Raw genomic sequence first — 12728 nt, forward strand, 5'->3', positions numbered from 1 at the left:
AGGGACTAGACCATGCATTTCACCATTCAACGCGAAGCCCTGTTGAAACCCCTGCAACTGGTCGCAGGCGTCGTCGAGCGCCGACAGACCTTGCCGGTGCTCTCCAACGTATTGCTGGTTGTCGAAGGCCAGCAGTTGTCCCTGACTGGTACCGACCTGGAAGTCGAATTGGTTGGCCGCGTGCAGCTGGAAGAGCCTGCAGAGCCTGGCGAGATTACTGTGCCAGCGCGTAAGCTGATGGACATCTGCAAGAGTCTGCCGAACGACGCGCTGATCGACATTAAGGTTGATGAGCAGAAGTTGGTGGTCAAGGCGGGTCGCAGTCGTTTCACGCTGTCCACTTTGCCGGCCAATGATTTCCCGACTGTGGAAGAAGGCCCAGGCTCACTGACCTGCAGCCTTGAGCAAAGTAAACTGCGCCGTCTTATCGAACGCACCAGCTTCGCCATGGCCCAGCAAGACGTGCGTTACTACCTCAACGGCATGTTGCTGGAAGTGTCGGAAGGCATCATCCGCGCCGTGGCCACCGACGGTCACCGTCTGGCGATGTGCTCGATGCGCGCCGATATCGGTCAACCTGATCGTCACCAGGTGATTGTTCCGCGTAAGGGTATTCTCGAACTGGCACGCCTGCTCACCGAGCCGGATGGCAATGTCAGCATCGTACTGGGTCAGCACCATATCCGCGCGACCACCGGCGAATTCACGTTCACGTCCAAGCTGGTCGACGGCAAATTCCCGGATTACGAGCGTGTGCTGCCTAAAGGTGGTGACAAGTTGGTAATCGGTGACCGTCAGGCCCTGCGTGAAGCGTTCAGCCGTACCGCGATTCTGTCCAACGAAAAGTACCGTGGTATTCGTCTGCAATTGGCCAACGGTCAGTTAAAAATCCAGGCCAATAACCCGGAGCAGGAAGAAGCGGAAGAAGAAGTCGGCGTTGACTACAACGGTGGTTCCCTGGAAATCGGCTTCAACGTGAGCTACTTGCTGGACGTGTTGGGTGTGATGACCACTGAACAGGTTCGCCTGATCCTGTCTGACTCCAACAGCAGCGCTCTGGTGCAGGAATCCGACAACGACGATTCGGCTTATGTTGTTATGCCGATGCGCCTGTAATCATGCTCAGCAGAAGCTAGATGTCCCTTAGTCGCGTCTCGGTCACCGCGGTGCGCAATTTGCACCCGGTGACCTTCTCCCCCTCCCCCCGCATCAACATCCTCCACGGCGCCAACGGTAGTGGCAAAACCAGCGTGCTGGAAGCCATCCACCTACTAGGGCTTGCCCGTTCCTTTCGCAGTGCCCGCTTGTTGCCGGTGATTCAGTACGAACAACTGGCCTGCACGGTCTTTGGCCAAGTCGAACTGGCAGAAGGAGGCCACAGCAGCCTGGGGATTTCTCGTGATCGCGGCGGTGAGTTCCAGATTCGCATCGACGGGCAAAACGCTCGCAGTGCTGCGCAACTGGCAGAGATCCTGCCGTTGCAACTGATCAACCCTGACAGCTTCCGATTACTGGAAGGTGCGCCGAAAATCCGCAGGCAGTTCCTCGACTGGGGAGTGTTCCACGTGGAACCACGATTCATGGCCACATGGCAGCGCCTGCAGAAGGCCCTGCGGCAGCGGAACTCGTGGCTGCGGCATGGTACACTTGACGCCGCTTCGCAAGCGGCCTGGGACCGGGAATTGTGCCTGGCCAGCGATGAAATAGATGAATACCGCCGCGCCTATATCAAAGCCTTGAAACCAGTCTTTGAGCAGACCTTGAGTGAGTTGTTGGATCTCGAGGGGCTGACGCTGAGTTACTACCGTGGTTGGGATAAAGAGCGTGAGCTGAGTGCAGTGCTCGCGACTTCCCTGCAACGGGATCAGCAAATTGGCCATACCCAGGCCGGACCCCAACGGGCTGATTTGCGTCTTAGATTAGGCGCACACAATGCTGCGGACATCTTGTCCCGTGGCCAGCAGAAGTTGGTGGTGTGTGCACTGCGTATCGCCCAGGGTCATCTGGTTAGCCAAGCCCGACGTGGTCAGTGTATTTATCTGGTGGATGACTTGCCGTCTGAACTCGACGAGCAACATCGCCGTGCGTTATGCCGCTTGTTGGAAGAATTACGCTGCCAGGTTTTTATCACCTGTGTAGACCACGAATTATTGAGGGAAGGCTGGCAGACGGAAACGCCAGTCGCTTTGTTCCACGTGGAACAAGGCCGTATCACCCAGACCCACGACCATCGGGAGTGAAGGCATGAGCGAAGAAAACACGTACGACTCGACCAGCATTAAAGTGCTGAAAGGTTTGGATGCCGTACGCAAACGTCCCGGTATGTACATTGGCGACACTGATGACGGTAGCGGTCTGCACCACATGGTGTTCGAGGTGGTCGACAACTCCATCGACGAAGCTTTGGCCGGTCACTGCGACGACATCAGCATCATCATCCACCCGGACGAATCCATCACCGTGCGCGACAACGGTCGTGGCATTCCGGTAGATGTGCACAAAGAAGAAGGTGTTTCGGCAGCAGAGGTCATCATGACCGTGCTCCACGCCGGCGGTAAGTTCGACGATAACTCCTATAAAGTATCTGGCGGTTTGCACGGTGTGGGTGTATCGGTAGTGAATGCTCTGTCCGAAGAGCTGATCCTGACCGTTCGCCGTAGCGGAAAGATCTGGGAACAGACCTACGTCCACGGTGTTCCACAGGAGCCGATGAAAATCGTTGGCGACAGTGAAACCACCGGTACTCAGATTCATTTCAAGCCGTCCGATGAAACATTCAAGAATATCCACTTCAGCTGGGACATTCTGGCCAAGCGTATTCGCGAACTCTCCTTCCTCAACTCCGGTGTGGGTATCGTCCTTAAGGACGAGCGCAGCGGCAAGGAAGAGCTGTTCAAGTACGAAGGTGGTCTGCGTGCATTCGTTGAATACCTGAACACCAACAAGACTGCGGTCAACCAGGTGTTTCACTTCAACATTCAGCGCGATGACGGCATCGGCGTGGAAATCGCCCTGCAGTGGAACGACAGCTTCAACGAGAACCTGTTGTGCTTCACCAACAATATTCCCCAGCGCGATGGCGGCACTCACTTGGTGGGTTTCCGTTCCGCGCTGACGCGTAACCTGAACACCTACATCGAAGCCGAAGGCCTGGCGAAGAAGCATAAAGTTGCCACCACCGGTGACGATGCGCGTGAAGGTCTGACCGCGATTATCTCAGTGAAAGTGCCGGATCCTAAGTTTAGTTCCCAGACTAAAGACAAGCTGGTGTCTTCCGAAGTGAAGACAGCCGTTGAACAGGAAATGGGTAAATACTTCTCGGACTTCCTGCTGGAGAATCCGAACGAAGCCAAGCTGGTCGTCGGTAAGATGATCGATGCTGCGCGTGCCCGGGAAGCCGCGCGTAAGGCTCGCGAGATGACCCGTCGTAAAGGCGCGTTGGATATCGCCGGCTTGCCGGGCAAACTGGCTGACTGCCAGGAAAAAGACCCTGCCCTCTCTGAACTGTACCTGGTGGAAGGTGACTCTGCTGGCGGTTCCGCCAAGCAGGGTCGTAACCGTCGCACCCAGGCCATCCTGCCGTTGAAGGGTAAGATCCTTAACGTAGAGAAAGCTCGCTTCGACAAGATGATTTCCTCCCAGGAAGTTGGCACCTTGATCACTGCGTTGGGCTGCGGTATCGGTCGCGACGAGTACAACATCGATAAGCTGCGCTATCACAACATCATCATCATGACCGATGCTGACGTCGACGGCTCTCACATCCGTACTCTGCTGCTGACTTTCTTCTTCCGTCAGTTGCCGGAGCTGATCGAGCGTGGCTACATCTACATCGCCCAGCCACCTTTGTACAAAGTGAAAAAGGGTAAGCAAGAGCAATACATCAAAGACGACGACGCCATGGAAGAGTACATGACGCAGTCGGCTCTGGAAGATGCGAGCCTGCACTTGAACGACGAAGCACCGGGTATTTCCGGTGAGGCGTTGGAGCGTCTGGTTAACGATTTCCGCATGGTGATGAAGACCCTCAAGCGGCTGTCGCGCCTGTACCCACAGGAACTGACCGAACACTTCATCTATCTGCCGGCCGTGAGCCTGGAGCAGTTGGGCGATCATGCAGCGATGCAGGAGTGGCTGGCCCAGTACGAAGTACGTCTGCGCACTGTGGAGAAATCTGGCCTGGTGTACAAAGCCAGTCTGCGTGAAGACCGTGAACGTAACGTATGGCTGCCAGAGGTCGAACTGATCTCCCATGGTCTGTCGAACTACGTCACCTTCAACCGCGACTTCTTCGGCAGCAATGACTACAAAACTGTGGTCACCTTGGGCGCGCAACTAAGCACCCTGCTGGACGACGGCGCCTACATTCAGCGTGGCGAGCGTAAGAAAGCAGTCAAGGAGTTCAAAGAGGCCCTGGACTGGTTGATGGCAGAAAGCACCAAGCGCCACACCATCCAGCGATACAAAGGTTTGGGTGAGATGAACCCTGATCAATTGTGGGAAACCACCATGGACCCTGCTCAGCGTCGCATGCTGCGCGTGACCATTGAAGACGCCATTGGGGCAGACCAGATCTTCAACACCCTGATGGGTGATGCGGTCGAGCCTCGCCGTGACTTCATCGAGAGTAATGCTCTGGCAGTGTCTAACCTGGATTTCTGATCCAGGCGAGACCCACAGAAAAAAGGCCAACGCTATGCGTTGGCCTTTTTTATTACGTGAAAATCAGTTTTTCTAAAAATGCTCCACGTGGAACATCACCGTTTTCACCCATGGGAAGCTGTCGCCACACTCTCCAACCGGTACCCATACCCATAGATCGTCAACAGCTGCCAACCCCTGTCAGCAGTAAGCCCCAGCTTGTTACGCAACCGATAGATATGCGTATCCAAGGGTCTCGATGACACCATTTCTTCATGGGTCCAGAACCGCTCATAGAGGTACTCGCGGGACAGTGGCCGGGCCAGGTTGGCGAACAAGCAGCTCGCCAAGCGGTATTCCCGCTCGGTGAGGTTGATCGGTTTTCCCGCACGAGTGACGGTCAATTCGGCGTCGTCAAAGGTCAGATCATTGAAGCTCTGTACTTCCTGGGTCGCCGGCTTCTGCAGACCATGGCGACGTAGAACGGCGGTCACCCGAGCCTTCAGTTCATTGGGGCGAAAGGGTTTGCTGACGTAATCATCGGCGCCACTGTTCAACGCGGTGACGATATCGCTTTCAGCATCGCGGCTAGTGAGCATGATCACGGCGGGTGGGGACTCCATGTGTTCACGGGTCCAGCGCAGCAATGCGATGCCAGTGATATCGGGCAGTTGCCAGTCGAGTATCAGCAGGTCAAAGGTTTCCCGACGCAATTGACGCAGCAGGTCTTCGCCACGCTCGAAGCAATGAAGGGTCCAGGGCTGTTCGGCGGTGCTGGGGATTTGTCGCAGTGTCTGTTCCACCCGTCTCAATTCAGCGGGTTCGTCATCCAGTATTGCGACACGCATGGGTGGGTCCTTTCTTCTCGAAGAGTACTGCAGCCGTAGTGAACGCACGTACTGCACAGATGCCGGCCGTCGAATCTGAAGAATTGTGCGCAGATTCGTCGGCCCCTTGGATCTCTCGGTACGCTGGGATCAATAAGTGATTAACCCAGTTAAAGTCCTCGGTACCTACGTGGGAAAGATACCGGCTCCAAGCGTTAAGGAAAAGGATCAGCCGACGCGTGCGCTGTCGTAAACTCCTGTGCCCTGATAGTGGATGCCCTTTGGAATTCCCACCTTTACGAGTCCCAAGCAGTAAAACTTTTCCACCGCGTCAAAAATGAGCTTCACTGGGCGCTATGCCACCTTCTACCGCATGCCAACAACAGGGACACGCTGATCAATGATGCTCTGGGGCAAGGCCGAAAAACGTCAACCCACCCATGCCCAACGGCTGTTCCACGGTCTGGTTCGTGAGTGGTTGTGGATCGGTTTGCTGTTGTTGCCGATCACAGCCTACCTCTCAATGAGTACTGGCCTGGCTTTGAACAACCCGCTGTATGACAGCCTTCGCCGTCTAACACCGCTGCCGGTGGATCCTCGTATCCTGCTGGTTACTATCGATGACGCCAGCCTGAAGAAGCTCGGCCAGTGGCCTTGGCCCCCTAGTTTGCACGCCGACCTGATCGATCGTCTGAGCGCTGCACAACCCGCCAGCATTCTGTTGGATGTAATCTTCAGCGATCCCGCCGATCCCCTCCAAGAAAAACGTTTGGCAGATGCGGTGTGCAACGCCGGCAACGTACTGTTGCCCTTGGGGCGTGACGACTCTGCCAGTTATAGCCCACCCAGAGTACAAATGCGGCCGCTGCTCAAATGTGCCAAGGGGGTTGGGCATATCAACGTGGAGGCTGACAGCGATGGCGTGGTGCGCAGCCTTTATTTACGTGAGGGCCCACCCAATGCGACGGCACCTCAGTTGGCGTGGTTGGCGTTCACGATGAGCGGCCAGCCTTCAGAGATGCCAGGTGAGCCTGTGGATTCGAATTCCCAGGATTGGCATCGAGAGTATGCAGTTCGCATCCCGTATATCGCCCCCGACAGCCATTTTCCAAGCGTCTCTTATGTCAGCGTATTACGTGGAGAAGTCTCCCCCGAGCGACTGCGCAATCGCCTGATTCTGGTAGGAGCGCCAGCATCGGGAATGGGTGATCGCTATGTCACGCCGCTCTCACCCATGGTGGGAACCACGGCGGGCGTGGAGATTCAGGCCAACGTGCTCAATGGATTGCTGCAAGGTCGCAGCATTGTGGACTTGCCCGACTGGGTGGCTGCCCTGATGGCAACATCCCTGGTGGCGGCACTACTGGGGCTGCTGCTCTACCGCCCACGCTTTGCACTGTGGATGACCCTTGGTTGTATGTTCACGGCTTTGCTCGGCTCATTTGCCCTATTGCGTATCGGCTACTGGTGGTCGCCTGCGGCCTGCCTGATCGGATTGCTGCTCAGCTACCTGATCTGGAACTGGCGACGTCTCAGCGTGATCCTGGCGTACTTTGGCTGGGAGTTGGCCCGATTGGATGACGAACCCAAAGTTCTGCCCGAGCGCCGACGTGCGCCTGCCAGCAAAGGTGATGTGTTGCAGGGGCGCATCTTTGCCCTGGAGCAAGCGGTAAGCCGTACAAGGGACACACGACGCTTTATGGCCGATGGGCTGGAGTGCCTGCCGGTGGCGACGCTGATCACAGACACACAAGGCAATATCCTGCTGGCCAATCGCATTGCCCGCGAAGTGTTCGGCAGCGATCTGGTCAACCAAAACCTATTGGACCAATTGGTTGATCTGGGTTATCCACCCCTGCACAACGGCGTGCGCCCTGCCCTTTCTGCGTTGGAGCTTGTTGAGTTCCGTGATATTCACCAACGCAGCCTGCGCATGGAGCTTGCTCCTTTACTACCTGCCGAAGGGGATGTGGCGCTGGGTTGGTTGCTAAGCCTCACAGACCTGAGCAAAGAGCGCGAGGCCCAGCAGCACCGGGAAACCATGCTGCGTTTCCTTTCCCATGATCTGCGTGCACCGCACTCGGCGATCCTCGCGCTGCTCGACGTGCACAACGCCGAGTCGCCAGTATTTTCTCAGATTGAGCAGCAAGTACGCCGAGCCTTGAGCCTGACTGAATCCTTCGTCCAGTTGGCGAAAGCGGAGGCCGATGGTTACCACTTCCAACCGACGCTGTTTGCCATGCTGGTAATGGATGCTTTTGACCAGGTAGCACTGATCGCCCAGCTCAAAGGTATTCACCTGGTCCACGATCTTGAAGAGGCGGATGAAGGGATGGTGTCAGCCGATCAGTCCCTACTCACTCGCGCGTTATTCAATGTGCTGGAGAACGCGATCAAGTACTCGCCATCCGGCACCACCGTCCGGTTGAGACACAGCAGCGAACAAGGTTGGTTGGAATGCCTTATCAGCGACCAGGGCCCCGGGATAGCCTCCAAGGATTTACCGGAGCTGTTCAGCCAGTACAAACGCTTTGATTCAGCCCAAGGCAGCGAAGGGTTGGGGCTAGGGCTCACCATGGTCAAGGCAGTCGTGGAGCGCCATGGAGGACGTATCGAATGTGAAAGCACCCTAGGCAAAGGCACCACATTCAGACTGCAATTGCCCTTGCTGGAAGACTGTTAAAACGTCCTTTTCTGCTGTGCATAAAAAACCGGTCACAAGGACCGGTTTTTTTATGCGGAAAAAACTTATGCACGTTTTTCGAGATTTTATCGGCTCTGGAAATATGTAAGTAAATCAGCTTCTTATGACTCAAAAAAGCTGATTCGCCAACAAACCGTACACAGGTTATCCACAGATCCTCATATCATCGGCGTATCCACAACAACTGGCTCCGGCGGTAGAGAACCCATGGCCCGCTGCTGTGCCTCATTCCACGCCTGGGCGCGCTCATTCAGCGCTGCAATAGCGCGTGGGCCTTCGCCTTCTGCGTACATTGGCTCGCCAATCACCACCGTGATGGTGCCCTCGCGTTTTGCCCAACCGGTCTTCGGCCAGAACCTGCCGGCGTTATGTGCAATCGGCAACACTGGCAGGTTGGCGTTGACCGCCAATGCTGTACCGCCACGGGAGAACTTGCCTACGGTCCCAAAGGGGACTCGTGTTCCTTCCGGAAAGATCAGCACCCACACGCCGTCTTTGAGCAGCTCATCGCCCTTCTTGGCGACATGCTTGAGCGCTGCCTTGGGGTTGTCACGGTCGATAGCAATCGGGCGCAACATGGCCATGGCCCAGCCGAAGAACGGCACGTACAGCAGCTCACGCTTGAGCACTTGGCTCAATGGCGAGAAGTAAGCCGAGAGAAAGAAGGTCTCCCAGGTGCTCTGGTGATTCGACAAAATCACGCACGGCTGGTCCGGTACGTTTTCCGCGCCCTTGACCTCGAAACGAATGTTCAGGAACACCTTGGTCAGCCACAACGCGCAGCGGCACCAATAGACGTTGATAAAGCGATAGCGCGCCTTGAACGGCAGGAACGGCGCAATAAAAAAGCTCAGGGTGCACCAGAGAAACGAACTGGTGCCCAGCAGCAGGTAAAAGAAAAAGGTTCTGATGGCCTGCAAAATCGACATGGCGGCATTTACCGTTGCGGGACAGGGCCCGCCTGTTAAAAGCGCACTCCCGAACAGTCCTTGGTCAGGAAGTCGAGGGCGGCTAGTTGTTGATAAGTTCTGCGGCAACCGCCGCCAGATCGTCAAAAATCAAGGTGCCTACCGGCAGGTTTTTCGCCTGGGTCTTTTCGCCTTTCCCGGTCTTTACCAAAACTGGCTGAGAGTCGACGGCTTTGGCCGCCTCCAGGTCACCGAGGCTGTCCCCGACGAACCATATCCCAGCCAAGGGCACCTTGTAATGTTCTGCAATGGTTTTCAACATGCCAGGTTTGGGTTTGCGGCAATCGCAGCCCTCATCCGGCCCGTGAGGGCAGTAAACCACCAGCCCCACCTCACCGCCCTGCTCCGCCACCAGCGTGCGCAAGCGCGCGTGCATGGCGTCCAGGGTAGCGATGTCGTAATAGCCACGGGCAATGCCGGACTGGTTGGTGGCGATGGCCACCGTCCAGCCGGCTTTGCTCAACTGCGCGATGGCCTCGATCGAACCGGGCAGTGGAATCCATTCCGCCACCGACTTGATGTAAGCGTCGGAGTCGTAGTTGATCACCCCGTCCCGATCGAGAATCAGCAGTTTCAACATGGTCAGCTCAGTGTCGAAATGTCAGCGATGTTGACGAACAAGCCGCGCAGACGCGCCAGCATGGCGTAACGGTTTTTCCGCACGCCGGCATCTTCGGCATTGATCATCACGGCTTCGAAGAACGCATCCACCGGCTCACGCAGGGTGGCCAGGCGCGCCAGCGCTTCGGCGTAGTTACGCTCGGCGATCAGCGGCTTGACGGCGTTTTCTGCCTTGGCGATGGCCGAATTCAGCGAGAACTCTTTGGCATCGGCAAACAGGCCAGGGTCGACGTCGCCATTGCCCAGGCCTTCGGCCTTGCTCAGCAGGTTCGACACACGCTTGTTCACAGCGGCCAGGGCATCGGCTTCCGGCAACTTACGGAAGGCCTGTACGGCTTGTACGCGCTGATCGAAGTCCAGCGCCGAACCCGGCTGCAGGGCGCGAACCGACAGGTAGACGGAAACGTCCACGCCTTCGTCTTCGTAACGCGCACGCAGGCGGTCGAACACGAACTCCAGCACTTGCTCGGCCAGACCCGCTTGCTTGACCTTAGTACCGAACTGACCCACCGCGAACACGATGGCCTGTGTCAGGTCCAGGTCGAGCTTCTTGTCGATCAGGATACGCAGCACGCCCAATGCCGCACGGCGCAGGGCGTACGGGTCCTTGCTACCGGTAGGCAGCATGCCGATACCGAAGATGCCCACCAGGGTATCCAGCTTGTCGGCGATGGCCACGGCCGCACCGGTCAAGGTAGTTGGCAGTTCTGCACCAGCACCGCGTGGCATGTACTGCTCGTTCAGCGCCAGGGCGACGTCTTCGGCCTCGCCATCGTTGAGGGCGTAGTAATAGCCGGCAACACCTTGCATCTCTGGGAATTCGCCGACCATCTCGGTCGCCAGGTCGCACTTGGACAGCAAACCAGCGCGGGCGGCCGAGGCCGCATCGCCGCCGATGCGTGGTGCGATGTAGGCAGCGAGTTTGGAAACACGCACAGCCTTGTCGTAGACGCTACCGAGTTTTTCCTGGAACACCACGTTTTGCAGGCGCAGGTTGAAGTCTTCGAGCTTCTGTTTCTTGTCTTGCTTGAAGAAGAACTCAGCGTCAGTCAGTCGCGGGCGAACGACTTTCTCGTTACCGGCGATGATCTGCTGCGGGTCTTTGCTTTCAATGTTGGCTACGGTGATAAAGCGCGGCAGCAACTTACCGTCCACGTCCAGCAGGCAGAAGTACTTCTGGTTGTCCTGCATGGTGGTGATCAGTGCTTCTTGCGGCACATCGAGGAAGCGCTCTTCGAACGAGCACACCAGCGGTACAGGCCATTCAACCAGCGCGGTCACTTCGTCGAGCAGGCTTGGCGGCACGATGGCGGTGCCTTCCTGCAGGCGGGCCAGTTCTTCGGTGCGCTTGCTGATCAGCTCGCGACGCTCGTTGGCGTCGGCCAGCACATAAGCTGCACGCAGATCGGCGGCATAGTTCGCCGGCGAGGTGATGCGTACGGCTTCTGGATGGTGGAAGCGGTGACCGCGGGAATCGCGGCCGGCCTTCTGGGCGAGGATGGTGCAGTCAATGACCTGGTCACCGAGCAGCATCACCAGCCATTGGGTTGGGCGGACGAATTCTTCTTTGCGTGCACCCCAGCGCATGCGCTTGGGGATCGGCAGGTCGTTCAGGGAGTCTTCAACGATGGTCGGCAGCAGGCTGGCAGTCGGCTTACCGGTGATGACCTGGCTGAAACGCAGTTTCGGACCACTCTGGTCGATCTCACTCAGTTCCACGCCACACTTCTTGGCAAAACCAAGGGCAGCCTGGGTCGGATTGCCTTCAGCGTCGAAAGCCGCCTGGCGCGGCGGGCCGTCGAGGTTAATGCTGCGGTCCGGTTGCTGGGTTTCCAGCGCGGTCAGCAACACGGCCAGGCGACGTGGCGCGGCGTAGACTTTCTTGGCTTCAAACTTCAGGCCAGCGCTTTGCAGGCCTTTTTCGATCCCGGCCAGGAACGCATCGGCCAGGGTGTTGAGTGCCTTCGGTGGCAACTCTTCGGTGCCCAGTTCAACCAGGAAATCTTGAGCACTCATTGTGCAGCCTCCAGCTTAGCCAACACTTCATCACGCAGGTCCGGGGTTGCCATCGGGAAGCCCAGCTTGGCGCGAGCCAGCAGGTAGGCTTGGGCGACGGAACGCGCCAGGGTGCGTACACGCAGGATGTATTGCTGGCGCGCGGTTACCGAGATGGCACGGCGGGCGTCCAGCAGGTTGAAGGTATGGGACGCCTTCAACACCATTTCATAGCTTGGCAGCGGCAGCGGCTGATCGAGTTCGATCAGACGCTTGGCTTCGCTTTCGTAGAAGTCGAACAGTTCGAACAGCTTTTCGACGTTGGCGTGTTCGAAGTTGTAGGTGGATTGCTCCACTTCGTTCTGGTGGAACACATCGCCGTAGGTCACTTTGCCGAACGGGCCGTCAGCCCACACCAAGTCGTAGACCGAGTCCACGCCTTGCAGGTACATGGCCAGGCGCTCAAGGCCGTAGGTGATTTCGCCGGTCACCGGGTAGCACTCGATGCCACCGGCTTGCTGGAAGTAAGTGAACTGCGTCACTTCCATGCCGTTGAGCCAGACTTCCCAGCCCAAGCCCCAGGCGCCCAAGGTCGGCGACTCCCAGTTGTCTTCGACGAAGCGGATATCGTGGACCAGCGGATCAAGGCCAACATGCTTGAGCGAGCCCAGATACAGTTCCTGGAAATTGTCCGGGTTCGGCTTCAATACCACCTGGAACTGGTAGTAGTGCTGCAGACGGTTCGGGTTTTCGCCGTAGCGGCCGTCAGTCGGGCGACGACTGGGCTGCACATAAGCGGCGTTCCAGGTTTCCGGGCCAATGGCCCGCAGGAAGGTAGCGGTGTGGAAAGTGCCGGCGCCTACTTCCATATCGTAGGGCTGAAGTACCACACAACCTTGCTCGGCCCAGTATTGCTGGAGGGCGAGGATCAAGTCTTGGAAGGTACGCACGGCTGGCGTAGGCTGGCTCACG

9 protein-coding genes are annotated in these 12728 nt (G+C 57.3%); 4 read left to right on the plus strand and 5 right to left on the minus strand.

The window, feature by feature from the left end:
* The first annotated feature begins 12 nt into the window (after positions 1-12).
* The 3 genes from dnaN to gyrB are packed head-to-tail and all read left to right on the plus strand — an operon-like array spanning position 13 to position 4662.
* Complete coding sequence (gene dnaN / locus AOA61_RS11955; RefSeq protein WP_005783345.1) at positions 13-1116, plus strand: DNA polymerase III subunit beta; 1104 nt, start codon at positions 13-15, stop codon at positions 1114-1116.
* A gap of 20 nt (positions 1117-1136) precedes the next feature.
* Positions 1137-2240 (plus strand): DNA replication/repair protein RecF, encoded by a 1104-nt coding sequence (gene recF, locus AOA61_RS11960; protein ID WP_012721452.1) that lies wholly within the window; start codon positions 1137-1139, stop codon positions 2238-2240.
* Between the two features lie 4 nt (positions 2241-2244).
* Positions 2245-4662 carry a DNA topoisomerase (ATP-hydrolyzing) subunit B gene (gyrB, locus tag AOA61_RS11965; RefSeq protein ID WP_032885149.1) on the plus strand — a complete coding sequence of 806 codons (2418 nt, stop codon included), beginning with the start codon at positions 2245-2247 and terminating at the stop codon, positions 4660-4662.
* A 104-nt stretch (positions 4663-4766) separates the two neighbouring features.
* Here the strand turns inward: gyrB and AOA61_RS11970 are convergent, their stop codons facing one another.
* The gene (locus tag AOA61_RS11970) at positions 4767-5489 is read right to left on the minus strand and encodes a response regulator transcription factor (RefSeq protein ID WP_032885147.1); all 723 of its coding nucleotides are present in this window, start codon (positions 5487-5489) and stop codon (positions 4767-4769) included.
* A gap of 379 nt (positions 5490-5868) precedes the next feature.
* Here AOA61_RS11970 and AOA61_RS11975 point away from each other — a divergent pair, with 379 nt between their 5' ends.
* Positions 5869-8151, plus strand: a complete 2283-nt coding sequence (locus AOA61_RS11975; RefSeq protein WP_099601809.1) for a CHASE2 domain-containing protein — start codon at positions 5869-5871, stop codon at positions 8149-8151.
* Positions 8152-8330: 179 nt separating this feature from the next.
* On the opposite strand, the gene AOA61_RS11980 is transcribed toward AOA61_RS11975, so the two are convergent.
* The 4 genes from AOA61_RS11980 to glyQ all read right to left on the minus strand — a co-directional run bounded on the left by AOA61_RS11980 (position 8331) and on the right by glyQ (position 12727).
* On the minus strand, positions 8331-9101 hold the full coding sequence (locus AOA61_RS11980; RefSeq protein WP_032885145.1) for a 1-acyl-sn-glycerol-3-phosphate acyltransferase: 771 nt from the start codon (positions 9099-9101) through the stop codon (positions 8331-8333).
* Positions 9102-9183: 82 nt separating this feature from the next.
* Entirely contained in the window at positions 9184-9720 is a 537-nt protein-coding gene (gene gmhB / locus AOA61_RS11985; protein ID WP_012721458.1) for a D-glycero-beta-D-manno-heptose 1,7-bisphosphate 7-phosphatase, read from the minus strand.
* A gap of 2 nt (positions 9721-9722) precedes the next feature.
* A complete protein-coding gene (gene glyS / locus AOA61_RS11990) occupies positions 9723-11777 on the minus strand; it encodes a glycine--tRNA ligase subunit beta (RefSeq protein ID WP_095185271.1) in 2055 nt (684 codons plus the stop codon).
* Complete coding sequence (gene glyQ / locus AOA61_RS11995; RefSeq protein ID WP_003213601.1) at positions 11774-12727, minus strand: glycine--tRNA ligase subunit alpha; 954 nt, start codon at positions 12725-12727, stop codon at positions 11774-11776. The genes glyS and glyQ overlap by 4 nt, the downstream gene beginning before the upstream one ends.
* Position 12728 lies beyond the last annotated feature (1 nt).

It is taken from the genome of Pseudomonas sp. 2995-1 (assembly GCF_002742505.1).
In the GTDB taxonomy this organism is placed as follows: domain Bacteria; phylum Pseudomonadota; class Gammaproteobacteria; order Pseudomonadales; family Pseudomonadaceae; genus Aquipseudomonas; species Aquipseudomonas sivasensis.